The organism is Paenibacillus sp. A3M_27_13, assembly GCF_024213315.1.
Lineage (GTDB): Bacteria > Bacillota > Bacilli > Paenibacillales > Paenibacillaceae > Paenibacillus > Paenibacillus polymyxa_B.
Window position 1 is genome coordinate 513538 of the sequence record NZ_JANAVE010000002.1, and the last position, 25353, is coordinate 538890.

General features: G+C 42.1%; 20 protein-coding genes. 11 read left to right on the forward strand and 9 right to left on the reverse strand.

Annotation, left to right across the window (positions count from 1 at the left end; all coding sequences use genetic code 11):
• Positions 1–49: 49 nt before the first annotated feature.
• Positions 50–808 carry a DUF2087 domain-containing protein gene (locus tag NLX82_RS08850; RefSeq protein WP_023987737.1) on the reverse strand — a complete coding sequence of 253 codons (759 nt, stop codon included), beginning with the start codon at positions 806–808 and terminating at the stop codon, positions 50–52.
• Positions 809–1551: 743 nt separating this feature from the next.
• On the opposite strand from NLX82_RS08850, the gene NLX82_RS08855 reads away from it, so the two are divergent.
• The 5 genes from NLX82_RS08855 to NLX82_RS08875 all read left to right on the forward strand — a co-directional run bounded on the left by NLX82_RS08855 (position 1552) and on the right by NLX82_RS08875 (position 11292).
• Entirely contained in the window at positions 1552–3027 is a 1476-nt protein-coding gene (locus tag NLX82_RS08855; protein ID WP_075153952.1) for a fibronectin type III domain-containing protein, read from the forward strand.
• A 551-nt stretch (positions 3028–3578) separates the two neighbouring features.
• Positions 3579–9479 (forward strand): RHS repeat-associated core domain-containing protein, encoded by a 5901-nt coding sequence (locus NLX82_RS08860; RefSeq protein WP_254347831.1) that lies wholly within the window; start codon positions 3579–3581, stop codon positions 9477–9479.
• 13 nt (positions 9480–9492) lie between these two features.
• The gene (locus NLX82_RS08865) at positions 9493–10050 is read left to right on the forward strand and encodes a hypothetical protein (protein WP_069080683.1); all 558 of its coding nucleotides are present in this window, start codon (positions 9493–9495) and stop codon (positions 10048–10050) included.
• A gap of 137 nt (positions 10051–10187) precedes the next feature.
• Positions 10188–10910, forward strand: coding sequence for a hypothetical protein (locus NLX82_RS08870; protein ID WP_069080682.1), 723 nt, complete (start codon positions 10188–10190; stop codon positions 10908–10910).
• 202 nt (positions 10911–11112) lie between these two features.
• Positions 11113–11292 carry a hypothetical protein gene (locus NLX82_RS08875; protein WP_254347844.1) on the forward strand — a complete coding sequence of 60 codons (180 nt, stop codon included), beginning with the start codon at positions 11113–11115 and terminating at the stop codon, positions 11290–11292.
• A gap of 202 nt (positions 11293–11494) precedes the next feature.
• Here the strand turns inward: NLX82_RS08875 and NLX82_RS08880 are convergent, their stop codons facing one another.
• Positions 11495–11716 (reverse strand): helix-turn-helix domain-containing protein, encoded by a 222-nt coding sequence (locus NLX82_RS08880; protein ID WP_069080680.1) that lies wholly within the window; start codon positions 11714–11716, stop codon positions 11495–11497.
• A 210-nt stretch (positions 11717–11926) separates the two neighbouring features.
• Complete coding sequence (locus tag NLX82_RS08885) at positions 11927–12139, reverse strand: helix-turn-helix domain-containing protein (protein ID WP_023987741.1); 213 nt, start codon at positions 12137–12139, stop codon at positions 11927–11929.
• 284 nt (positions 12140–12423) lie between these two features.
• Between NLX82_RS08885 and NLX82_RS08890 the strand changes: the two genes are divergently transcribed.
• Complete coding sequence (locus tag NLX82_RS08890) at positions 12424–12828, forward strand: hypothetical protein (RefSeq protein ID WP_076158064.1); 405 nt, start codon at positions 12424–12426, stop codon at positions 12826–12828.
• 41 nt (positions 12829–12869) lie between these two features.
• On the opposite strand, the gene NLX82_RS08895 is transcribed toward NLX82_RS08890, so the two are convergent.
• Both NLX82_RS08895 and NLX82_RS08900 read right to left on the reverse strand, forming a co-directional pair.
• Positions 12870–13175, reverse strand: coding sequence for a hypothetical protein (locus NLX82_RS08895; RefSeq protein WP_076158061.1), 306 nt, complete (start codon positions 13173–13175; stop codon positions 12870–12872).
• A gap of 182 nt (positions 13176–13357) precedes the next feature.
• Positions 13358–14629, reverse strand: coding sequence for an MFS transporter (locus NLX82_RS08900; protein WP_254347845.1), 1272 nt, complete (start codon positions 14627–14629; stop codon positions 13358–13360).
• Positions 14630–15333: 704 nt separating this feature from the next.
• Between NLX82_RS08900 and NLX82_RS08905 the strand changes: the two genes are divergently transcribed.
• The 3 genes from NLX82_RS08905 (at position 15334) to NLX82_RS08915 (ending at position 20196) form a co-directional block, all read left to right on the forward strand.
• The gene (locus tag NLX82_RS08905) at positions 15334–18225 is read left to right on the forward strand and encodes a 2-oxoglutarate dehydrogenase E1 component (RefSeq protein WP_254347847.1); all 2892 of its coding nucleotides are present in this window, start codon (positions 15334–15336) and stop codon (positions 18223–18225) included.
• A 5-nt stretch (positions 18226–18230) separates the two neighbouring features.
• Positions 18231–19529 (forward strand): 2-oxoglutarate dehydrogenase complex dihydrolipoyllysine-residue succinyltransferase, encoded by a 1299-nt coding sequence (odhB, locus tag NLX82_RS08910; RefSeq protein WP_254347849.1) that lies wholly within the window; start codon positions 18231–18233, stop codon positions 19527–19529.
• A 136-nt stretch (positions 19530–19665) separates the two neighbouring features.
• Positions 19666–20196 carry a YfiT family bacillithiol transferase gene (locus tag NLX82_RS08915; RefSeq protein ID WP_053324956.1) on the forward strand — a complete coding sequence of 177 codons (531 nt, stop codon included), beginning with the start codon at positions 19666–19668 and terminating at the stop codon, positions 20194–20196.
• Between the two features lie 96 nt (positions 20197–20292).
• Here the strand turns inward: NLX82_RS08915 and NLX82_RS08920 are convergent, their stop codons facing one another.
• From NLX82_RS08920 to mnmL, 4 genes are all read right to left on the reverse strand, one after another.
• A complete protein-coding gene (locus tag NLX82_RS08920; RefSeq protein ID WP_254347850.1) occupies positions 20293–21300 on the reverse strand; it encodes an alpha/beta fold hydrolase in 1008 nt (335 codons plus the stop codon).
• Positions 21301–21325: 25 nt separating this feature from the next.
• Positions 21326–22300 carry a type I phosphomannose isomerase catalytic subunit gene (locus NLX82_RS08925; RefSeq protein ID WP_023987749.1) on the reverse strand — a complete coding sequence of 325 codons (975 nt, stop codon included), beginning with the start codon at positions 22298–22300 and terminating at the stop codon, positions 21326–21328.
• A gap of 169 nt (positions 22301–22469) precedes the next feature.
• Positions 22470–23051 carry a tRNA 5-(aminomethyl)-2-thiouridylate-methyltransferase MnmM gene (mnmM, locus tag NLX82_RS08930; RefSeq protein WP_023987750.1) on the reverse strand — a complete coding sequence of 194 codons (582 nt, stop codon included), beginning with the start codon at positions 23049–23051 and terminating at the stop codon, positions 22470–22472.
• Positions 23052–24005: a tRNA modification radical SAM protein MnmL/YtqA gene (mnmL, locus tag NLX82_RS08935; RefSeq protein WP_028542970.1), complete on the reverse strand. Its 954-nt coding sequence runs from the start codon at positions 24003–24005 to the stop codon at positions 23052–23054.
• Positions 24006–24311: 306 nt separating this feature from the next.
• Between mnmL and NLX82_RS08940 the strand changes: the two genes are divergently transcribed.
• Both NLX82_RS08940 and trmB read left to right on the forward strand, forming a co-directional pair.
• The gene (locus tag NLX82_RS08940; RefSeq protein WP_013309373.1) at positions 24312–24509 is read left to right on the forward strand and encodes a hypothetical protein; all 198 of its coding nucleotides are present in this window, start codon (positions 24312–24314) and stop codon (positions 24507–24509) included.
• A gap of 104 nt (positions 24510–24613) precedes the next feature.
• Positions 24614–25327: a tRNA (guanosine(46)-N7)-methyltransferase TrmB gene (gene trmB / locus NLX82_RS08945; protein WP_023987752.1), complete on the forward strand. Its 714-nt coding sequence runs from the start codon at positions 24614–24616 to the stop codon at positions 25325–25327.
• Positions 25328–25353: the final 26 nt, after the last annotated feature.

Sequence of the window (25353 nt, forward strand, 5' to 3'; positions counted from 1 at the left end):
GCGTTGGGAATCGAATTATGCAAATTGCTGATTTCATAAACGTTGAGATTCAAGATTCCTTCAACCAATATTCACTGCCATCCGGCTTACGATCCAATAGATTGTATTCAATCATATATCTTCGCACCGTGACATAATCGTCATATACTTCCTGTAAAATCGCATTGATATCCTTCTCATGATATATTTGTCCCTTTACAAAACGGTCCGCAATTTCACGCAGCACAATCAGCTTGTGCTTTTCTTGCATTTTAAAGGTCTTTAGGCGTCCGTCTGTCCCATTCGGAAAATACTTCGTGAGTACCTTTTGCCGCTCGTTTTCCGTAATGTTGTAGCGTTCGTCCACCATCCGTGCTCCTATGGGTACTTCTACAATGGCGGGAGCGTGGCGGTCCTTCTCCTTTAGCAGCTCCATTAATGTGAGAAATACCTTGGCCTGCCGTTCTTTTTCTTTGAGACCAAAGCGATGATTACGTATGGTGGATGCGCTACCGATTCCAGTTTCCTTTTGAATATCCGCATCGCCCATGCCTTGATAGAATAACTGAAGCAACCGATTCTGATGATCTGTCAGTCCGGTTAACTTTTTGTCCAAGCCGATCAAATAGTCAAAGACTGAACCATACGTCCGCTCAATATGAAGGCGCATGTACCTCTCGGCATCATAAAATACCCCTTGATCCTGATATATAATGCCTTGCTCAAATCGCTGTCCGTCCAGCAGGCAAATGACCTGCTCTTCTTGGCGAATATATCCTCGCTTCAGTTCTTCGATACCAGCATTCCAGAACAGTTCGGAATGATCCATTTTAGCAAACACCTCAATTAAATGATGATTATTTTATAGACAATATAACATTTTGTTTATTTTAAATCAATGAGTGGATATCTCTTTAGGGTCTCGACAATGTTCGCTATATACAAATTTAATACGACATTGTTCATGTAACGAGGCTAAATCCTCAGGTCATTTTACATGCTGGGAAATGTTCTAACCACTCCAGTCAGCCTGCATATTAGTCCCAGCATCACAGGGGTGATAAATGAAAATGTCTTTATCCAATGGATGGTATACCTATTAATTATAAAAAAAGAGTATATAATCGGTGCGGATTTAGATTAAAAGAAGAAATATTTGGTGATTTCCAACAGTTACTGTTCTATTACGACAGGCTGAATTGTTGGTAAATTGTTGTAACTGTCGCAAAGGGGTGTCGCTGCTTCTATCGTAAAATTGCTATTTTTTCAGAGACAGTTTGTAAAGTAAATAATAGAAAAAAAAAGAAAAGGAAACATAAAAGCACAACTCACCAATAAACATTCTGAAGTCTATTTATATATATTCATCTTTTTTTTATATAAAAAAGGAATTTATTCGACAGAAAAAGACAAAATAACACAAAAAAAGCGGCTATCTTTATAAAGGGAAATCATTGATAATAATTAGGCTATTCTAAAATTTACATGTAATAAATGGAAGGTTAATCTTAGAACAAAGGAGACTAAAGGCAATATTGCAAAGAATCATGGATAGCAGAATGGGAGTAGCCGATGAAAAAACGGATTTGTAATTTCATGTTATGTTTTATTATTTTTGTATCTTCCTCATTAATATCGAGTAACACAAGCGTTTTTGCCGAGGAGAATCTTGAATTAGGATTAAATAAGGTTTCTGTTGGAACCCAACACTTTTTAATTTTAGGTCGCGATCATTCTGTATGGTCTGCGGGTTTGAACGATCGAGGACAAACGGGTCGAACTAATATTGGAGTTATGTCTGACTTGGGTGCTATTCCATCTGTAACCAATGCTGTGGATATAGCTGTGGGTGAATTTCATAGTTTAGTTTTAACAGCAGACGGAGTCATATTGCAGTGGCCCGAAGCCAGTAATCTACCTACTAAAATTACATCCTTAACGGATGTTATTGCTATTCAGGCTGGGAGAGATTTCAACGTAGCGCTAACTAAAGATGGCTTTGTTTGGACATGGGGAGTAAATGATAGGGGACAACTTGGTACCGGAGATACAAAGTCAAGAACTGAACCTATTCAAGTGCCGAATCTAAAGGATGTAGTTGAAGTAGCGGTTAAGGGCGACACAACTGTTGCTTTAAAAAAGGATGGTACTGTATGGGGTTGGGGGAGTAACCCTTTTTATCGAATTGGTGAGGGTGACAGCGATGTTCCGACACAACTTAATATTCCTGTCAAAGTGAAACACATCTATATTGGGGCTTCCTATGCAGCTGTCATAGATGACCAGTCAAATGTTTGGACATGGGGAGCTAACTCAGTTGGTCAGTTAGGGGACGGGACTAAGGTTAGTAAATCCGTACCTACAAAAATTGATACATTAAAGTCTGTTAAACAACTAGCATTGGGAAATTCTTTTGGTTTGGCATTAAAAGAAAATGGGACAGTTGTTGCATGGGGTGGAAGTATTTATGGAATTATACCAAAGCAAATTGAAAGTTTGTCTGGTATTAGTTCGATAGCTGCTGGAGGATCAACAAGTATGGCAGTAAGTAATTCGTCACATATCTACACATGGGGAAGATTAATGGGTTCAAAAGGTGGAACAGCAGCTGTACCAGTTGAAGTTACTATTGACGACTTGCCAAAGCAGGTAAAACCTTTGGAGGCACCTAAGAGTTTACAGATCAAAATGCTAAGCAACACTTCAGCAAAACTATCTTGGAGTTCTCCTTTAACAGCCAACGAGAATTCAGCTGGTTATAACATCTACCAAAATGATGTTCTTGTAGGAACCACAACCGAAACCAACTATGTTATTGATGCATTAAACTCTAAAACCGAATATACGTTTATGGTTCGTGCACGGGATAGTGCAGGCAATGAATCTGGCTCGAGCAACTTAGTTAAGAAAAAGGCTTCTAAGCAGTACACATATGTTTACAATACAGCTGGTCGCCTGATCAGTATTATGTATGAGTCCGGTAAGAAAATAGTATACACATATGATAAAAATGGGAATTTGACTAAAACAACAATTGTTAACCCATAAGATATACGCATTGAGTGAAAATTGAAGATAAGATTTATAAACCGATCGGGGCACTAATAGCCAGTGGATTCATCTCAAGCACTGGAACCTATGCTCGTGATGAAGTAAAACAAGTACCGTTCCGTATAACAACCCATTATAAGTATGCGAAAATACGACTATTTTTGCTTACTGCACAGATAATTACGGAAACCTAATCGTTGTAACAAAGCACAGCTTAACAGACGATTGGATCGTATACCTGCTATTGATGATTTCCCCAAGGATATAACAAGCCTTCTAAACCTAAGAAATTAACAGACTTCAGACTACGCCGAACAGCATTTTCTAACTTGGGGAGCATCTACCGATGATGTTGGAGTCTTTAGCTATGGTGTTTATCGTAATAGTCAAATGATAGGCAATACCGAGGAATTGACATTTCAAGTAGACCAGTTAGACCTCAGAAAATATATATGTTTACAGTTAAAGCCAAGGATGCGGCTGGTAACTATTCGGAGTTTAGCAATAATGTTAAAAATGGATGTATGTAACTCAATTTCAAGTCGGAAATGGAGAGAAAAAACTTGCGATTTAGAACAATAAGACGTCATATAGCAATGATCATGATTATCACATTTATTTTCAGTACGATTAGCGGTATTGTTCCTCCAAATGTGTTCGGTGCAGGAAATGACAGTTCGCAATATTCGGCGGATCAAATGGCTGCCCGATTTGGAGTCACATCATCTTTTCTTTCGGAACAATTAAGAAAAGGATATTCATTAAATCAAATTTATACAGCGTTATATATCGCTGAACAGGATCATATAAGCTACGAGCAGGCAGTAGCTTCGTTATTTCCTTCAGAGGAAAACCAATCACAGACTGTAACAAGTGACGTATATAATAAGCTATCGGATGCTCCACTAGATAACCTGATTTCTCATAGTGTTACAGATGATGTTTATCCAAATGATGATCCTGTTCCTACGAACAAAGTCACTGAAGATGTATATAAGACGGATTTCCTGAAACTAAATCTCATGGCGAATGTGCCACAGCTTCCACCTATTAGAGAGGAAGCGCCCGTTTACAATAAATCTTCTTTTAATGAAGCACCTTATTCTGTTGGCGATGATAAAGAATCGATATCCACTTTATCAGGTAGTTTATCGCTGCAAAACACAGATTTAACTCTGCCTGGACGAAACGGACTGGGCTTTTCATTGACGCGTCAATATGATACAAATCGTGCTCAATTTTTTGACAAAGGCGCTGAAATTGTCGACAACAGTGCTGCTGTGCAAAACTATTATGTCTACTTTAAGGCGATGATGAAACCTATTACCAAGTCGTACATGGTAGCCTATCAGCAAAAAAGATGGGTACAAGAGGATACAGACGGTGATGGGAATGTTGATGTTAATACCTATAATCTTCAGCCAGAAACAAAAGTTATAGGCACATATACGACTTATGAAGCTGCTAGTCAAGCGGCGGGACAAAAAGTAACTTATACTACACCCTCAGAATCCAGAACAGAGAAAGATTATAGAAGAAGTACATCTAGAAATGATTTTGTTAGTTCCATTAAATATGATCATCATGGGTTTAAAGGGACTCTAGTGCCAAGTGGTTCACCTTATGTTATTTCTGGGAGTGATTCTCAGCCTGTTTCTATGGGGGCCCTTGACTCGTGTAGTTTTTTTAGTATGGGATCTTACAACTCCCAAGGATATTATTCTGGTAATAGCATCACAACTTGTGGTAATTCAAAATATTACTCTTCAGCCAATGGATTTAGTGGAACACTTTATGCTTACAACACTTATTATTCTTCGACTTGTCCAAGTTATGATAGTTCTAGAGCGAATTCTATATGCTATGTATCAGGAACTAAATATTACAAAGGTGCTGTTTCGAAACCAGGATCTGATACCCGAGAATGGAGACAAGATTATAGCGGAACCGTTACTAAGCCCGGTTATACAAGCGATATTGGTTATAGCGAGTGGACAAGTAATGGAAAAGGTGGAAGGACAAGAACAGCTTTTACCATGGAAGGATCGCCGCAAATTGAAACGATTGTCTCAGAGGGTCTCGAAACGGCTGTTCGCCGACAGACAGCACTATTTACAACTATTGCTGAGGCTGAACATTACAGGGATTTAATTAACAGCAATCCTCAGACTGAAATTCCGAGTGACGATGGGAATAAATATTATATTGCAGCAGATGCGGATGCTACCGTTTTTGCCGAGATTGTAGCCTATCAACCTTCATTTATCTTTCAAAACCGTACCTATCCTGCCTTAGAAGATCAATTGAATCCTCTTGGCAAGGGGTGGTCCTGGAATTTACCTTATGTAGAAACCAAAGAGGGCAAGCAGTACATACACTTGGGGGATGGTGGCAGCTATGAAATTGAGGGTTACCAGCTCAAAGGTTACGACTGGAAAGGACTCACCTTTACTCCTGATACTTCAGTAACAGTTAATGGAGAAAATTCATCCTATGTATTAACTTCTGTGGATGGAACGAAAAAACAATATTTCTCCAAAGATGGGCAGTTGCTGCAAATTGAAGATGCATATCATAACACGATAAAGTTCAATTATGAACTCAATGCTACTTATAAACGCAAATTGCTTAGTAAGGTAGAAGACGCGATCGGCAACTCGATTGATATTCAATATACGGCTACAGACGTTACTTTGTCTAAAGGAAACCGCACAGTTGTCTATCATAAACATACAGAACAAGGTGTTGAATTGCTGGATTCAGTGACAGATGCCGAAGGCAGAAAAACGACATATTCCTATACATTGGCACCTGCCAAGTTTAATTTGAGCGCGTCACATCCAGAAAGACAAATCTCTAATCCGTACGCTTTGTTAACCAAAGTATTTCATCCTACTGGAGCCTCTACTTTGTATACTTATGAAGACCAGCCAGTAAAACGCTATATTGGCTCCAATTCGGTAAACGAGGCATATAGAGCAGTCTCACGTGTAGATCAAATCACATATCAAAATAATCAAACAGAAAACTATAATCAGGAAACGATTCATTATAATTCTGATATGGCTGAGAGCTATGTGAAAGATACTTCGTTCTCTACTGTAACAGACAATGGATCAGTTCGTTCGACCTTCAATTACACTAAAAAGTTTATTAGTGCAGACACGCCACCACAGTATTACCTAGATCAATCTGTGGTTAAAGCAGGAGATTCTGAAAAGAGCACAGCTTATCAATACGGCAAGCAGGTGACAGGCAAACCCTATATCGTACCTGTTCCAACCCGTACTTCGTCCAGCAATAATCAAAACGGAGACGTTTTGACAACGACTGCTGAATATGATGATTACGGTAATATGACAAGCTCAGTGGATGAAAAAGGTTCACAAACTACGTACACGTATGACGACAAGCATAGGATTAAAACAGTTACGGAACCGATTGATTCCAACAGCACTGGAGTTACAGAGTACATTCGAAACCCACAGGGGAAAGTATCGCAGGTCAGCGTCTACAAAGATCATTCCGGGGGAGAATTACTACAAAAAGTAAATTACGCAGTTTACGATGCTTACGGAAATACAAAGATTCAGACGATTGCAAATGGTAACAAGTCCGTGACCACAACAACGGATTACAGCCCAGCCTACGATTATGCTTTTCCTACGCAACAAACTGTAGGGGTTACAAATATTGATGGAGAAAAATCTATTGTAACCATTCAGTCAGAGTATGATAAGTCAACTGGTTTAATAACTTCCTCGCTGGATGGGAAAGGTCAGAAAACTGGGTATCAATACGATGCTCTTGATCGCGTAAAGGCTGTAACCTATCCGGACGGTAAAAGTATCCGTGTTGCCTACGATGATCTTGAGAACACCGTAACGGTTACGAATGAGCTGGGGATACGAACAAAAACACGTTACAATGCTTTGGGTTGGAATATCGAGTCAGGGCTGTATGAAGGTAACGATTACGTGATTAAGTCCAAATCAGCTTATGACGCTAATGGCAGATTAGTATCCAGTGAAGATGCGCTTGGGCACCTGACACGTTATGGCTATGACGCTTGGAGCCGTACAACGTCAACAGCCTACGCGGACGGATCACAAGCAGTAGTCGAGTATAATGATGCTCTTCGTCAAGTAACTCAACGAGATGGCGAGCTTAATGAACAAATTCAAATCTACGATAAATGGAATCGTCTGGTGCAAAACAAAGAAAAATCAGCAATGGACGGTATTGAGAAAATAACTTCCAAAGTAGAGTATGATGCTGTAAACGATCAGATTTTAAAACAAACCGATGCCAATGGTAATGAGACTCAATTTTCATATAATGCCTTGGGTGACCAAACATCTGTGACGGAGCCAAACGGTGAAACGACGAAGTACACATATGATATGCTGGGGAATCTCACTCAGATCACGTATCCGGATGGTCATGCCAAATTAAAGGCGTATGATGAATTGGGCAGAGTGATTCAAACCAAGGATGAGAAAAACCAGGTTGAGAAGCGTTATTTTGATACCAACGGGAACTTATCCAAGAAAATAGACCGCAACGGGAACGTCACTTCATTTGAATATGACAGCCGTAATCGCTTGAAGTCGCGTGTAGGAAAAGATGAGACGGTCAGCTACGTATATGATGCTGCGGGCAAACGCCTAAGTATGACAGATCAGACGGGTACAACATCCTATGCGTATGATCCGTATACGGAGCAATTAGATACCTTGTCTTACCCGGATGGTCTAAAGCTCTCCAATCAGTATGATGCTAATGGGAATCGAGCTGAAATGACAGGACCATTTGGCGAGCAAGTAAACTACACGTATGATCAATTGAACAGACTGAAGACCGTAGGCAGCACAAAAGATAAGCCTGTTTCGGAATATACCTATACCAAAAATGGATTGCTGGATTCAACAGTATCTGCAAATGGTTATCGTCAGCAAAATCAATATAATGGCATTGAGTTGGTTGAATTAAAGCACACGCGCTCTGATGCGGAAACGAATAGCTTTCAATATAGCTACGATCCAGGTAAAAATATCACGAAACGCACTCAAAATGGTGTAGAGGATGCCTTTACGTACGATAAGCTGAATCGGATTGCTACCTCCACCGAAAATCAAGATGCTTATTCGTATGATGCCAGAGGGAATCGTCTTACGATGGAAACGGAGAGACCTCCTCACACTAAGCAACGTGAGAACAGCTTTGACGATCAGAACCGTTTGACTCAAGTCAAGGTTGACGGAAAACTCGTAGAGTACCGATACAACGGGGATGGATTGCTGACAGACCGTATACAGGATGGCGCTCATACCCGATACTACTACGATGGAAACAGTGCCCAAATCATAGCAGAGGCTACGATTGAAAATGGAAAACCTGTTTTAAAAGCCAATTATATTCGCGGTCTGAAATTAGAGGCTATAGCCTATGCGGATCAAACAGAAGCCTATCCCGTCTATAATGGTCACGGAGATATTATTGAAATCAGAGATTCATCTGGAGCCTTGCTGAATCAATATCAATATGATATCTGGGGCAATGAAGAGGTCAAGGAAGAGAAAGTTCACAATCCATTCCGTTACTCTGGCGAATTATGGGATGATACAACGGAATTACAATACCTGCGCGCTAGATGGTATGATCCTGATAGTGGAAGGTTTATTAATGAGGATCTATATGAAGGAGAAACAGAAAAACCATTAAGTTTAAATTTGTATACCTATGTAACAAATAACCCGCTAATATTTACTGATCCAAGTGGACAAGACCATGTATTTAGTCAAAATTATTACAATTATCTTATGCATGTTATGGAACACGGATCAAAAGGTAACTCTCAATGGGCGAATGCTCGATTAGATGAAGAAAGATATTATGTCGATCCGAATAACTCCAAAGATATAGTGTCGTATAATGAATTAATTCGTGCTGATGCAAATGCAAGAGAAGATTATACTTCTGAGTTTATTATGGATACCATAATTAGTGCCGGTGTAGATGGTTTCATTATTAAAGGTGGAACCTCCATAGGTAAATCGCTTGTATCAAGAGTCTCACGTTTATTTACTAAACAAACAGCAATTGAACTAGGCTTTGAAGGAGGAAAGGCTGGTGAACAGTATTTAGCAAAATCACTTGCCTCCAATCAAACGCAAGTATTTTTTAGCACGTCACTAGGAAGACGATATATCGATGTCATGAAGGATGGGATAGCTCATGAAAGTAAAGTCGGATACACATCACTGACTTCATTTGCAAAAAAACAGATTCAAAAAGATATAGAGCTTATTCAGACGAGAAAAATTAAGGGAGCAGTTTGGCATTTTTATAAGAGTGGCATTACGGGGAAAGTAGGAGCAACTAAACCTTTGTTAGACATGCTCGATGCAAACGGTATTAAATATATAATTGAGAAGGTATATAAATAGGAGGCCAAGTAAAATGGACTATAAATTAATGCAACCACCTTTTGAGATGAAAGAATACTCAGAAATGAATAAAAAAGAAGCGAAAGAACATTTTGATTGGTTTAAACAACAAATACCTTCGCGTTTAGAGCAACTTGGTGCATTTTCACAGATACATCTGGATTATAGTGATCGTTCGCTTATAGATATTTGGGATTGGTATCTAGCAAATGTACAGATTCAGAATAAAAGTACATCAGAATTAAAAGAGGAGTATTCAAAATCTTCTAAATGGATGAAAGAATATATTAATGACAAAAAGGTTAGTACCCAATCCAAAGCTTTTACACTAGACATCGGAATTTATTTAGGGGAAGTTGTAAAAAGTAATCATAGTGGGTTGGACTGGGGTATTATTTTTAAACCAAAGTCTTATATTAGCGTAAATCGCCCTGTTATCACTGGTTTGACTAGGCAAAAAGATATGGATGTGATCATGATCGTAACGAATGAAATGTATCTGGTTTTAGACGGTGAGCGTAATCCTAATGCTCTATTCGACATTTATCAGACGTGGGAGAAATATATTTAAAATAGTAAGATTTTTTATAAATAATATAACGAAAATTGCAAAAATTATATTAACCACATGTAAAAACCTCTTACATGTGGTTTCTTTTTTGAAGCTTAGTCCAACAAGTACTAATGATTTTCTAAGGAGAATGTTGTATGAAAATATCAAAGATTATTAAACAAACCATCGGGAAGAAATTGGCTGCTTTAAACTTTGCTTATGAGCATTTAAATAATACTTGGTTTTTTACAAGAGTAGTCAATGGATTTAAGGAAACAATCCAAATCGATAAAAGTTATTGGACAGAGAATGCAATACGCATTACTTTTATGACTGAGTCCGAATCAGTTAATAGTTTTTTTTTCATTGATGGATCAGAGATGGAGAAATTTCATTATTATGAGGATGAAGAGTCATTACGAGATATATTTATCACCCTAGAAAAGATTATTGATCAGTGTGCTCTAAAATGGTTTGAAGAGAATGTGCCTAAAGATACGCTTCCTCCTGCTAACTTTTTAGATAAAGGATGGTTTGAGAAGCTACAGAAATTTGTCGAGGTAAATAATCTGAACTTTAAAGATGAAAATTCATTAAAAACCATCGAAGCTTTGCTAAGTTCAGAACCGACGGAGGAAAACGTTCTGTTATCAAGCTATTTCTTAGGAGAATTTTTTATCCATACGTTAGACGGTGAGTGGTATTACGATCAAAATTATGGTCCTTCTATTAAAAATATAGGTGGAATTAGTAATTTTAATAGAGAACCTTATCAAATCTCTAACAGTTTTGCTTCTAATCCTCAAAATAACTCAATTATTAATCACTATCAGGCCCTTGCTGGAACTGTAAAGAATCTTCAAGGTAATAGGAAATAATAATGTTAATTGAGAGCAAAAACATGTTCCGATTTTATTATTCGGTCTAAGATGATTCTTTAATAGTGAGTTTGCACTCCAACCACATGGAATAATTCTGTGTGGTTTTTCTTTTCTATGGGTTTAAGAGGAGTTGTGATACTGTATCGACTGTACAAGTTTATACAGGATAAAAAAGGAGTGAAAGGAGGGAAATATATAAGTGAACTATAAATTAATGCAACCACCTTTTGTCATGAAAGAATACTCTGAAATGAGTAGGAGAGACTGTAAAAAATTAATCACAGTGGGTTGGATTGGGGAGTTATTTTTAAACCAAAGCTCTTATATTAGCGTTAATCGCCCAGTTATTATTGGATTCAGGAACAAGAAATGGATGTGAGCAGGATTGCATCGAATAAAATGTTTGCAGTATTAAAGGGAAAACGTAACCCTAATGCTTTATTTGACATTTATCATACATGGGAAGAGTTTATTTGAAATCACGGATAGGAAGGGATTACGATGTTCGAATCTAATTGAGTGGGAAGATCGGTAAAAAAGCATTTTAAATATTATATAAAGAACTGAGAGCCGTAAGCAAGTTAACGGCTCTCTTCTTCGTCTTCTGGCAAGTATTCGATCAGTTCACCAGGGAGTACGCCAAGGGTTCTACAAAGTGTATTCAAGGTTGGAAAGTCAATTCGGGCGTTTGCGTTGGAGGCCAAAGCTTTAACCGTGTTCCTATTAATTCCCGTAATAGAAACAATATCTTTCTGTTCTAGTCCACGGTCTTTCATAATTTTATCAAGAGAAAATCTAATCACAACAATTCCTCCAAAAGTAATCAAGTAAACTAGTTGACAAGTGTAGGTTAGGGATATATATTTGTAAATAAGTAATCTAGTTAACAAGATTATAAGTAAACTAATTTAATGCCTTCATAGTATCAAAATGATTTAAAATTAGCAACAGTTACTATTTTGATAATTCTAAACAAATAAATGCGTGAGGAGGGGGAAATAAACGGAAGGGATCTAGTCTGTATCATCCTCTACATACTCGATAACATCTTGAACATGGCAGTCTAGAGCTTTACAGATTTTATCTAGCGTATCAAATTTCACACCGTCTGTTTCTTCGTTGTAAAGTTTGGTGATTCCGTTTCTATGTAATCCAGTCATGCGGGAAAGCTCAGCAATATTTATTCGTTTTTCGCCCATAATACGGGAAAGATGAATCTTTATCATATTTTCCTCCAGCTAAATGCATTCTATAGTGTTAAAAAGCAACATCAAAGTATTGACAATAAACACTGTTCGATGTATTCTGAAAACAACAAAAATAACACTGTAATGTGCATTTGGTTTATTGAAATGTTATTTGTGAACGTCGTAGTAATATGCTTATCGTACCAAAACGTTTTACAATTAGCAATTAATTATCGTTCAACCACCTAGTTTGAAAAACTACCTGTAGAAGAAAGTATATTGGCAAATAAGAAACTTTGAACAAAGGAATGGAGCGAGGATATATGACAGAATGGGTAATGGGATTGGAACGGGTATCCATGGTTCAGGGGCCATATGATTTACCTCATATGTATGAAATATGCGAAGGAATTCTGTATGACCATCAATACTTCTTTTACCTCGAAAATGGCATACTGTGTTTGCGTCATGTGAAGAAGGTGGAGCAATCATATCATACGCATCTTTACCTAGATGGAGAGAGCGGAGGATTGCAACTGGCAGAGGGTGTACAAGGGGAAGTTATGCAAGTTGTCACGGAGATCATCGAACGCTTACGCGCTAAGGATGGACTGACATTTTTATTCGATGAACTGCTGTGGCTACATGGTAGGGGACCCATTGAATTAAACCTTTTCAATAAGAAGGATGAAGTGACCCCAAGTGGCAGACAACTTGCTACGAAATAAATGATTTTTATGCTCTATATCATGGAACTTGTAGAAAAAAATTATGATTTCAGTGAATGTACCAGTTGTTGACTGATAAAAATGAGCGGATACCGAATCAATATGGTCAATTCCACCACAACAGCATCACCAGAGGGAGTAAATCCAAAATCACCTCCCAATAATATGTTTTGCTGCTGCTTTGATGAAGGAAATTCCGGTTCATCCAAGCCATATTGTTCTTTGATTCTCTCTTTCGTTTCATGATCTATGACAAGGTTATCCTGTGCAAAGGTATAGAAGATAGGAACACTTAACTGTATTAAAAGAAGTAATGCAACGGGTATAAGCACTTTTTTGCTTTGCATGGTTAGCTCCTATGATCTCTGTTTTTGACCTCTTAACTTTTGTATCTACCATAATTGTATGTACTTGTCGAGCATCTGAGGGGAGATATGGATAAAGCCACCTCTGCATTGGATTCGGAGGCAGAAGTGGCAACTCAACAATCCCTGGCGGAATGGTCTGCTGTTTGACTTTTTTAATTTGACTATAAAGATTCCTGAAGGGTCTTGGAAGAAGTGCTGTAATCAGCATAACGGGGAAGCACAATAGTGTAGTATATTCCTACAATAACGGTACAGACCCCAACTAATAAAAACAAGAGCTCAATTGGAATAAATGAAGGGAAGCTTAAAGCAATGAAACCTAATGTAAGAGACTGGGACAGCATCATTAACGGATTAATTAAACCTTGCACACGTCCCATCATTTGAGGATCTACAATACGAGGAAGCCATCCTCCTATGCCAATGTTAATGAACGGAAGTATCAGTGCAATGACAAAATTGATAATCAGAAAAGCATAGAGGTGGTTGACAAATCCAAGTGTGCACATACCTATTCCGGCTACCAGAACTCCCGCTGCAATCATTTGGTGTAGCTTTAGCTTGGCGGAGATGAGAGAAGCGATTAGGGTACCAAGCAACACACCAGCTCCAAAAATAATACCTGTCCAAACCATATACTGCTCATAGTTGTCTGGAGCTAGCTTATATTTAAGAATAAACATCGGTAAAACGCTAAAACCACCATTTAAAATACCGAACATAAAAAAGCCTGAAACCAACCAAAGCAATAGTCTGTTGCGTAATATGTAAAGAAACCCTTGTTTAAAATCGATCATGACAAGTTTGAATTTTAATTGTTTGAATTGATGTGCCCCGTTCGGAAGGCGTACTTCCTTTGGAATTTTGCAGGAACGAATAAGCAGTGCAGACACAATAAAAGAAATAGCATCAATTAGGATGGCTCCAGTAATTCCAAAGTGCCAGTAGACGACGGCCCCTAGAGTTCCTCCAAATAACATGAAAAGACTCCCCATCATTTGATTGAGGCCTGCGGCAATGGTGTAATCATCTTCGTTTAATATCCCCTGTATAATGGCACTTTCGGCTGGGAAGAAAAATTTGGAGGCAGCACTACGGATGAAGAGGAGGGCAAATATCAAAGGAATCGAATCGACCCAAATAAAAATAAGCAAACATAAGGATAAAAAAGCGCTGATCCAGTCACAATTAACAGCAATTTTTTGTCGGTCCATCCGATCTGCTAGCACTCCAACCACGAGAAATACTACCAGCATCGGAAGCGAATACATTAACTCGGCAAGCGTTGCATAGTATGGCTGATTTGTAAACCGTTTCAACAAATAAAACATGAATGCAGTAACCCCGATAATTCCTCCCATTTGTGAGGCGAAGGTTGCCAGAAAAAACCTGACATAATTCTTGTTTCTGAGTACTTGTTTTAATCCAGTCACAGTTCCATCCCTTTCGCTTTCAAAGCGGTTTTTAGATGCCTAAGTAAAATAATAGTGAAAAGTAGGAATATTGTACAGAAAAGTGACTTTAATGTCACTTTAAGTTTGAATTTGCATCGTATCGGACCCTCTACCTTTTAAATTCTGCTGTTAACGTAATCATATTGGGGTGGACTGGGAAGTTGTTTTCAAAATGGTTTGGCGTAGTATGAGGAGCAACATAAACTTAAATAACCAGCCGTCGGTTGATATCTGACGGCTGGTTATTTAAGTTGCCAGGTGTTTGAGTCTGACTCACAAATGGGTGTCAGTCTTCAATCTTAATGAAGCTAAATCCTCGCCATTTGTAGTGATTACTTTTTTATACCAGTCAAAGCTTTTCTTCTTTTTGTGGAATGGCCTCTTTTAATTGTCCGATATGTTGTCTGAAATAATCCATACGGTAATTGTCTATAATGGGAGGGAGAATTACAGAATAGCCCGATTCATCTCATTTACGCATGGATATGTTGAGAAAAAGGAAATGCTCATAGCTAGAAAACTTTATACAATGGAAGAGGAATAAGAATTGTGAAATTCGACTTTTGATGAAGGATTTCATATAATGTGAGCATATTGTGAACAACTTAAATTGAAGACTTAATAAAAAAATGAAAATGATTTCCGTCCAGCTATGAATTTCAAAATTTGACGGAGGGAACGAGATGACAATGGAAGAGAGCAGCAGACAGGTACCTTGGCAGGCGTATTACGGACCTAATCTAGGTTATGTGCAGGACCAGTATGAAAAGTATGTAGCGGACCCCGGAACAGTTGATCCGGCTTACCGCGAGCTGTTTGATCAATGGGGTGAGCCGCCACAATCCGAATACTCGGCTGCTTCCATGATAGACAACAAATTGCAAGGCCCCCCCACAAGTGCTTTGGGGCACCTTGATTCGAACACATTGCAGAAAGCGGTTACAGCGGGGAAAATGGTGTGGAATATCCGTGAATACGGACATTTAGCCGCCCAAATCGATCCGCTGGAACTGGATGCAGAGCAGGATACACGCCTGCTTAATCCAGCATCTTACGGTTTAACTGAACAAGACTTAAAGGCTTTTCCAGCCTCTTTAATATGGGATAACGCTCCTGCGGGAACACTTAACGGATGGGAAGCCATTCAACGGTTACGTGTAGCATACACGGGTCCGATTGCCTATGAATTTAGTCATATTCATAACGAGGAGGAACGCCGCTGGCTGAACAGCTATGCAGAATCCGGCTGGTCCTCCAAGCCACTCACAACACAGGAACGCAAGTCGTTGCTGGGCAGATTGGTAGAAGTAGAACAGTTCGAAGAGTTTTTGCATAGAACATTCGTCGGACAGAAACGTTTTTCCATTGAGGGTAATGATGTGCTTGTCCCTGTACTCGACGAGATTATTCGTCTAACCACAAATGCAGGAGCAAGTCATGTTCTGATGGGTATGGCGCATCGCGGCCGTTTGAATGTACTGGCTCATGTGCTGGGCAAACCTTACAGTAAAATTTTCTCTGAATTTCATCATTCGCCGAATAAAGATTTGATCCCGTCGGAAGGTTCCACAGGAATTAACTACGGCTGGACTGGCGATGTGAAATATCATCTGGGTGCTGATCGTTTTGTAAAAGATGGGGGAGCGGTGCAGGCCCGTCTGACATTGGCGAATAACCCAAGTCACCTGGAATATGTGAATCCAGTGGTACAAGGATTTTCACGAGCTGCACAGGAAGACCGCAGTGAGGCTGGTTATCCGAAGCTGGATGTGAGCAAGGCAGCTACAATTATTATGCACGGTGATGCGGCTTTCCCAGGTGAAGGTATCGTGGCAGAATCACTTAATTTCACCAATTTGCGTGGCTTCCGTAATGGCGGCACGGTCCATATTATTGTGAATAATCGTCTGGGTTTTACGACGGAAAGTGTCGATTCCCGTTCGACCCGTTATGCCAGTGATCTGGCTAAAGGCTATGAAATTCCAATTGTGCATGTGAACGCGGATAATCCCGAAGCTTGTATTGCAGCAGCTCGTATGGCTGGCGAATACCGCAATCGTTTCAAGAAGGATTTTCTGATTGATCTGATTGGTTACCGTCGTTATGGTCACAATGAATCCGATGACCCGGAAACAACACAACCGCTGGTATATCGTAAGGTGAAGAATCATCCGACGGTGAGCAAATTGTATGCTCAAAAACTGATGAAGCAGGGAATTGTGGATGAAGCGTTTAGTGCTGGCCTTATTGAAAAGGTCCAAACCAGACTGAAGGAAGCGCATGAGCATGTGAAGAATCAACCGGAACAAGAGCCGGAAATGACTCCTGTGAAGGCGAAAAAGAATCAGAGTTCTATGGTACGTACTGCAGTGGAATTGAAAAAGCTGCGCCAAATCAATGAAAACTTGCTCAAATGGCCACAGGCTTTTCATGTATATCCGAAGCTGGATCGAATTTTACAGCGTAGAAAAACCGCTCTGAACGAGGGAGAAAAGGTAGATTGGAGCTTGGCGGAGACGCTGGCTTTGGCCACCATTCTCGCAGACGGCAAGCCTATTCGTATGACAGGTCAGGATGCGGAGCGAGCTACATTTGCTCACCGTAACCTCGTGCTGCATGAGCCTGAAACAGGCCGTACACATTGCCCGTTGCATACTTTGCCGGAAGCACGTGCTTCGTTCAGTATTCATAACAGTCCATTGTCTGAGGCATCTGTCCTCGGCTTTGAATACGGCTATAACGTGTATTCTCCTGAAACGTTAGTGATTTGGGAAGCGCAATTCGGCGATTTTGCCAACTGTGCACAGGTTATTTTTGACCAATTCATTTCTGCGGGCCGTGCTAAATGGAGACAGAAATCGAGTCTGGTGATGCTGTTACCGCATGGTAGCGAAGGACAAGGACCAGAGCACACGAGCGCACGTCTGGAGCGTTTTCTCCAGTTGTCCGCACAAAATAACTGGACTGTCGCTAATTTGAGCAGTGCCTCTCAGTATTTCCATCTGCTGCGCCGTCAGGCTGCATTAAGCGAAAGTGAGGAAGCCCGTCCACTTGTGATGATGTCGCCGAAGAGCCTGATTCGTAATAATCGTGTCGCTTCGCCTGCTTCTGAATTCAGCGAAGGAGCGTTCCGTCCTGTGTTGGAACAGCCTGGTCTGGGGGCACGTCCGGATCGTGTAGAGCGCATTGTACTGTGCAGTGGCAAGATTGCCATTGATCTCGAAGAAGCATTGGAAAAGGATAAGAATGAGGCAGAAGAGCGTCTGCATATTATTCGTGTGGAGCAGCTATACCCTTTCCCGGAAGAGGAAATTCGGAATATTTTCGGCCGCTTCCCGCATGTTAAGGAGTTCGTATGGGCTCAGGAAGAACCTAAAAATATGGGGGCTTGGAGTTACATTGAACCTCGTCTGCGGAATGTAGTGCCACAGGGAGCGGAAATTCGTTACGCAGGCAGACCAGATCGTTCAAGCCCGGCCAGCGGTTATCAGCAAGTACACAGCCTAGAACAACAGCGAATTATTCAATCGGCGTTGAAGCAGGATTCCAAAAACAATATTACACTTGGGAGGTAGCGGCTGTGAGCGATATTATAGTGCCAGCAATGGGAGAATCCATCACGGAAGGAACAATCTCCAAATGGCTTGTGAAGGAAGGGGATTCCGTAGGACAGGGAGATGTTCTACTGGAGCTGGAAACCGATAAGGTCAATCTGGAAATTAGTGCGGAAGAAGCAGGTGTGGTCCAGAAAATCCTTCGTCAGGAGGGAGATACTGTGGTCATCGGTGAAGCTGTTGGCTTGATCGGAAGCGGCAGTGGTGATGCGGAATCAACCGGTGCTGGAGAAGTTGCAGCGACTCAAGCGCCTGAAGCACCGTCCGTAGCGACTTCACCGTCTTCCGTAGGAGGCGGCGTTAAAGCAGAAGAAAAGTCTGCACCGCCTATTTCATCGAATGGCGACGGGAATGGCCAGACGGCATCACCATCCGCCCGGAAGTTGGCGCGTGAGCGCGGGATTGATCTTGAACAGGTACAGGGAAAGGACCCGCTCGGACGTGTTTTCCAGGAGGACGTAAAAACGCATAACAGCGCTGAAGTGTCACGTGCAGCATCTGTACCTACGTCTCCCGCTACTAGCAAGCCTGCGCCTCCGTCTCCAGCACAAACGGAGTACAGCAAGCCTGTGGAACGCCAGCGGATGTCTCGACGCAGAGCGACGATCGCTAAGCGTCTTGTTGAAGCACAGCAAACAGCTGCCATGCTCACCACTTTTAATGAAGTGGATATGACTGCCATTCTCGATGTGCGTAAACGCCGTAAAGATAAGTTTAAGGAAAAACATGATGTAGGCTTGGGTTTTATGTCCTTCTTTACAAAGGCAGTGGTTGGTGCACTCAAGCGCTTCCCTACCGTGAATGCAGAAATTAATGGCGATGATATCGTACTGAAAAAATACTATGATATCGGGATCGCTGTATCTGCCAAGGAAGGTTTGGTCGTGCCAGTTGTAAGGGATGCTGATCGTCTCGGCTTTGCTGAGATCGAGAAGAGCATTGCAGATTTGGCTGGCAAAGCTCGCTCCAATTTGCTTTCTCTGGCCGACTTGCAAGGAGGAACGTTTACTATAACCAATGGAGGTATTTTCGGCTCCCTGCTGTCTACGCCAATTCTCAATACGCCGCAAGTGGGTATTTTGGGAATGCATAAAATCCAACTTCGCCCGATTGCCATCGACGAGGAACGCATGGAAAATCGTCCGATGATGTATATCGCGTTGTCCTACGATCACCGGATTATTGATGGTAGTGAGGCGGTTCGTTTCCTGGTAACGGTTAAAGAATTGCTGGAAGATCCAGAATCATTGTTACTGGAAGGATAAAATAAAGGTAAGTGGATCTTCTCTTTACGTGTATGACAAAAGCAGACTCTTGCGAGTCTGCTTTTTTTCCTGCATAGTTATAACATAAGGCAACTGATATGACAGGGAGTAGATGTAGAGAAGGGCGGGAACTGTTTTGGATAAAGACTTGCGCTATCCGATAGGATCATTCGTTGTTCCAGATACCATTACAGAAGAACAGCTTATCGCATGGATTCACGATATTGCTGAATTGCCTGCACAACTACGTCAGGCGGTCGAAGGACTGAATGAGCAGCAGCTAAATACGCCTTATCGCGAAGGGGGCTGGACGATTCGGCAGGTAGTTCATCATGTGGCAGACAGCCATATGAACAGCTATATCCGTTTTAAGCTGGCACTGACGGAGGATACACCTACGATCAAGCCATATGATGAGGGGCGTTGGGCCGAAATACCAGACGCCAGGGAGCTTCCACTGGAACCCTCGTTGCAATTGCTAGAAGGACTGCATGAACGGTGGGTGACCGTGTTGCGATCGTTGGGAGAAGATCAGCTACACCGATCGTTTATTCATCCTGAATCGGGCCAGACGATCCGCCTGGAACGAAACATCGGCATCTATGCCTGGCATGGCAAACATCATACAGCTCATATTACTTCCTTGAGAGAACGAAATGCATGGTGATTTTTAAAATTATACCCGAATGAAATATAAAGGAATTAAAAAGAAACCTTCAATCCCACTTTAATCGTGGTTTTAAAGGTTTCTTTTCTTATTTCCTCACAAGGCTGATGACTTGGGCGAAGTTGATTGTCCGGGTGCCTCGGAGTCTCCAGACAATGCGGAAACAGAGGTCACCTCTGTGTTAACATGACGGTCGAGCCAGTCCACGATGTCACTCATCACCTCGTCGCGGTTTGTTTCATGAAGCATCTCATGGCGACCGTCAGGATAGAGGCGATATTCGATGTCCTGAAGCTCTAGGCTTCGATACATTTCCACTAGTGACAACACACCCTTACCGAATAAACCCACTGGATCACGATCCCCAGCAAAAATATAAACTGGTAGCTTGGGATTGATGTGTTTCAGCGAGGAAGGCCAGTGGATTTCTTGCAATAGCCTGAAAAAATCCAGAAAAAAGCCTGTCGTGCAAATAGCTCCACATAATGGGTCATGTACGAACTGATCTACTTCCTCAGGATCACGGGACAGCCAGTCAAACGCCGTACGCACTGGACGAAAGGCGCGGTTAAAGCCGCCAAAGACCATAGCGTTGAGCAGCATGCTGCGATGATCCATTCCTTGCAGCTTGGCTTGCAGTAGAGCAACTTGCTCTCCGAGCTTTAGGAGACCACGTCGTCCGTTGGTTCCCGATAAAATAAACCCGTGATACGTTTGCCTATCATCATACATAATTTTCTGGGTTAAAAAGGACCCCATGCTGTGACCCAGCAAAAAACGAGACTGATCAGGGAATTCCTTAGCCGCAATTTCGCCTAGCTCCAGCATGCCGTTTGCCATTCGATTAAACGCATTAGCTCCCGGCATACCCAGCTTATCAGGATCACCAGCCGTGCGCCCGTGACCGATATGATCGTTGGCATACACACCATAACCGCAACCAGTAAGCTTTTCGGCCAGTCGAATGTAGCGATAGGATGTCTCGCACATACCATGCGAAATTTGAACAATCCCCTTAATGGGCAAATTCTGATCAGGCAGCCAGCGGTAGGCAAAAAGCTCTGTTCCGTCATTTTCAGCGATGGTGAAGGTGTATTCCCGCATAATTAGACATCACATCCTTTAAGCTTTAAGGAAGATAAGATCTAAGTACGGTCATTCCGTCATTCAGCGTGTAACCGCTCAGGTTAGCAGGCAACAGGAAGCAATCTCCAGCTTTACAGGAAAGAGACTCGGTATTATTGTTCCATGTTATGGTCCCACTGCCTTCACAAATCACGAGAATGGTGAAGCTGTCTTCCGTTGTAGAAAGTGCCCAACTTCCATCTACGATACCCTTTTCTACAACAAAATACTCACAGGCAGCCAGCTGGAGCCATTTTCCAGGCTGTAAGCCGTCCGTTTTCATCGTTGTTGCACCTGCACCCTCGTAGGAGGTTACATTGAGGGAATCCTCGATATGCAACTCACGAGGCTTGCCGTCTAGTCCGGGGCGATTGTAGTCATATAAGCGATAGGTAGTATCCGAATTTTGCTGGATTTCAGCAACGACAACGCCTGCACACAGTGCATGTACGGTTCCGGCGGGAATGAAGAACGTATCGCCTGCTTCGACTGGAACCTGGCGCAAACTGCCGAGGATGTCCCCACTTTCAAGAGCTGTGCGCAGACTCTCGCGAGTTACACCTTCGGTCAGACCATAAATAATCTTGGCATCTGGCTTGGCATCAAGCACGTACCACATTTCAGTTTTCCCTAATTCTCCGGCTGGAAGTCCTGCGTAATCATCTGTCGGATGCACCTGAACGGATAAGTCATCATTACAATCCAGTAGTTTAATCAAAAGTGGAAATCGTCCGCCTTTTTCCGATACACCCTTGGCCCCGAGCCAATCCTGCCCGTAGGTCTCGCGGATTTCATCCAGTCCTTTGCCTGCCAGCTCACCATTGATGACCGTTGTTGTTCCGTTTGGATGATCGGCAATCATCCATCCTTCACCGATATGTCCTTCTGGTGGGGTTAGACCAAATTGCTCTAAGGCCCGTCCTCCCCAAACTCTCTCTTTGAACTCAGGTTGAAATTGCAGCGGGTATGGCTTTAGCATAATTTCTCTCCTCCATAATGAGTAATGAGTGCGACCTAACAGAATAGGGAAATCAATAACGTGCCGCTGGGGCAATAAACTGGGATGAATAGAGCCCAAACGAGTTTGAAAAATGATATATGTAAGGCGGCTAAAAAAGCCGCTCATAACCTGAGTTTAAAATCCGACATTATTTCTTCTCAACCGCCACTACGTAAGGCGAAGCGGCTCGTTGTAATTGACGATAAATAATGCTTTGACTGCTGGAGACCGGGAGAGCTGAAGCCCATTGAAGGACGGCTTCTGCTTCTTCGCTGCCTCCAGCATGCCCTGGATAGAGTACGGCAGTCAGAATGCCGCGTGGTCGCAGCAATTGTAAGGCAGCATCAAGTGCGACGAGCGTACTGTCTGTATGGGTGATGACAGTAGGATCGGCGCCTTCGGAAGGCAAGTAGCCGAGGTTAAACATGACCGCAGCGACTTTGCCATGCAGCATGTCTGGAACGGCCTCCCGCATTTGCTCGTGACCTTGTAGCAGTAGCGATACTTCTGCTAATGAAGGCGAAGCGTTTTCTTCCAGTCGACGACGGGCGCAATGCAGTGCTTCTTGCTGGATGTCGAAGCCATAGACACGGCCCCGTTTGCCAGCAGCTTTTGCCAGAAACAACGTATCTGCTCCTGTGCCGACGGTGGCATCTATAGCAGTATCACCTGGCTGCACCCGCGCAGCCACCAATTGATGAGCGTAGCTCAGGACGGATAGGAACCCCATTTAAGGTTGCCTCCAGTATTTTCCCTGCCACGTTTCACGTGACTTCAGTTCATGATCGATGGCATTAAGCACTTCCCATTTTTTAAGCGACCACATGGGTCCCACTAGCAAATCGCGTGGGGCATCTCCGGTTAACCGATGAACGATCATTTCGGGAGGTAAAATCTCCAGCGTATCAACTATCAGCTTAACGTATTCGTCCTTTTCCAGAAAGCGTAGCAATCCCGCTTCATACTGCTTGACCATGGGCGTTTTGCGCATGAGATGCAGCAGGTGGATTTTGATGCCCTGCACATCCATAGCCGCTACTGCACGTCCCGTATCGAGCATCATTTCATGCGTCTCTTGGGGCAGACCATAAATAATGTGGGCGCACACGCGGATATTCCGCTTGCGCAGCTTTTCCACCGCATCCAGATAGCATTGAGTATCATGAGCACGGTTAATCAGCTCTGAGGTCGATTCATGGACAGTTTGCAGACCCATTTCAACCCACAGGTACGTGCGTTCGTTTAGCTCGGCAAGGTAATCCACTACATCGTCAGGCAGGCAATCAGGACGTGTAGCGATGGACAGACCGACAACGCCTGGCTGCTCCAGAATAACCTCAAAGTATTCTCGCAGTTCCTCAACGGGAGCATACGTATTAGTGTAGGCTTGGAAATAGCCAATATATTTGGCGTTTGGCCATTTTAGATGCTGCCGATCCCGAATCGTATTGAACTGGGTGACCAGATCATCACGACGACGCCCAGCAAAATCACCCGATCCGCGTGCGCTACAAAAGGTGCAACCCCCTTTAGCGATGGAACCATCGCGATTCGGACAGGTAAAACCCGCATCCAGCATGACTTTGAACACTTTATTTTGAAATTGCTCACGCATTTCGTAATTCCAAGTATGGAACCGTTTATCTCCCCACAGGAGAGGAGCAGGCAATAAATCTGTTTTCATGGGTGTACTCCTTTTTTTACGATCACCCTATTGTAACAAAAATCAGTCTTCATTGGGAATCATTTGACCGAACAAGTCAATAAAATGTGCGGATTTTATGGCGTTGCGGATTGAAAAAGGTTACACAATGTGTTATATTGTAAGCGGTACCAGACATACAATAAAAGGACTGTTTTCGATCCTGAAGATAAAAGTTATCCGTTGCTAATGATTATTCTTCAGGGAGGCAGCTATGCTGTTTCTATCGCCTGTTTTAGGGTAAGTGCACGTCGGTTCCATCACAAATAACCCGTGAGGTGATCTTTTATGAATGCGCAGGATAAGACGCGTATGGATAAAGTTACTGTTGAGTTAACCTTTGATGAGGCGTTGGCATTGACTGGTGTCCGTTTTGGGCAGGATCGTCAGATTGGAACGACCGCACGTCAAAAAATCAGAGCGGCTTGCCAAAAGACAATTGATTTTTCACCTGCTGATGGGGTAGACTATGAACAATTAAATTAGTTGGACCCCAATCCAAATATATTGAAAAAGGAATTTCATTTCCGTATCTTCAAGCGGGGGTGAAATTCCTTTTTCCTTGATAACAGAGTATATGGAGGAGTAACATGCGTTTACGCGGAAGAAAAGGAATACGGGAAAGTCTGGAAGAACAGCAGGATCTAGTCATCTTGGAGCCGGCACAGTATAAGGGGAAATGGCAGCAGGTTTTTGGTAATGATCGTCCCATTCATGTGGAATTCGGTATGGGTAAAGGGCAATTTATAAGCCAAATGAGCTTCCGGAATCCGGAGGTTAACTATATTGGCTTTGATATGTATGATGAGCTGGTTCGCCGTGCAACAGAAAAGTCTCGTCTGGCCTGGAGTAATTCAGAGGTTGATACGCCGCCTAATATCAAATTGGCACTGGCAAACATTGAACAGATCGAGAATGTTTTTGAACCAGGAGAGATTGAACGCATTTATCTGAATTTTAGTGATCCCTGGCCTAAAGCCAAGCATGCACGTCGTCGTTTGACGCATCCGCGTTTTTTGGACAAGTACCGTCAGCTTTTGAACAGCAAAGGACAAATTCATTTTAAGACCGATTCGGAGACACTGTTTGAGTTTTCTCTGAATTCGTTTGCCGATAGCGGTTTGCAGATGACGAATATTTCGTTAAACCTTCATCGTGAGGGGATCAACGAAGAGCATGTCATGACGGAATATGAACAAAAGTTCATGGGCAAAGGTATGAATATTCATCGAGTCGAGGTGCTGATCGGCAAAGATGCTTTGGAAGAGTACGGAAAAACACGTCTCGAAAAGTATGGGAAATAAAAACAGATCAAACGGATAAAATAAGA

Excerpts from the sequence above, each read along its gene's own strand:
- NLX82_RS08850 (WP_023987737.1), bottom strand. The coding sequence starts at position 808 with ATGGATCATTCCGAACTGTTCTGGAATGCTGGTATCGAAGAACTGAAG.
- NLX82_RS08855 (WP_075153952.1), top strand. The coding sequence starts at position 1,552 with ATGAAAAAACGGATTTGTAATTTCATGTTATGTTTTATTATTTTTGTA.
- NLX82_RS08860 (WP_254347831.1), top strand. The coding sequence starts at position 3,579 with ATGGAGAGAAAAAACTTGCGATTTAGAACAATAAGACGTCATATAGCA.
- NLX82_RS08865 (WP_069080683.1), top strand. The coding sequence starts at position 9,493 with ATGGACTATAAATTAATGCAACCACCTTTTGAGATGAAAGAATACTCA.
- NLX82_RS08870 (WP_069080682.1), top strand. The coding sequence starts at position 10,188 with ATGAAAATATCAAAGATTATTAAACAAACCATCGGGAAGAAATTGGCT.
- NLX82_RS08885 (WP_023987741.1), bottom strand. The coding sequence starts at position 12,139 with ATGATAAAGATTCATCTTTCCCGTATTATGGGCGAAAAACGAATAAAT.
- NLX82_RS08890 (WP_076158064.1), top strand. The coding sequence starts at position 12,424 with ATGACAGAATGGGTAATGGGATTGGAACGGGTATCCATGGTTCAGGGG.
- NLX82_RS08895 (WP_076158061.1), bottom strand. The coding sequence starts at position 13,175 with ATGCAAAGCAAAAAAGTGCTTATACCCGTTGCATTACTTCTTTTAATA.
- NLX82_RS08905 (WP_254347847.1), top strand. The coding sequence starts at position 15,334 with ATGACAATGGAAGAGAGCAGCAGACAGGTACCTTGGCAGGCGTATTAC.
- NLX82_RS08920 (WP_254347850.1), bottom strand. The coding sequence starts at position 21,300 with ATGCGGGAATACACCTTCACCATCGCTGAAAATGACGGAACAGAGCTT.
- NLX82_RS08925 (WP_023987749.1), bottom strand. The coding sequence starts at position 22,300 with ATGCTAAAGCCATACCCGCTGCAATTTCAACCTGAGTTCAAAGAGAGA.
- mnmM (WP_023987750.1), bottom strand. The coding sequence starts at position 23,051 with ATGGGGTTCCTATCCGTCCTGAGCTACGCTCATCAATTGGTGGCTGCG.
- mnmL (WP_028542970.1), bottom strand. The coding sequence starts at position 24,005 with ATGAAAACAGATTTATTGCCTGCTCCTCTCCTGTGGGGAGATAAACGG.
- NLX82_RS08940 (WP_013309373.1), top strand. The coding sequence starts at position 24,312 with ATGAATGCGCAGGATAAGACGCGTATGGATAAAGTTACTGTTGAGTTA.
- trmB (WP_023987752.1), top strand. The coding sequence starts at position 24,614 with ATGCGTTTACGCGGAAGAAAAGGAATACGGGAAAGTCTGGAAGAACAG.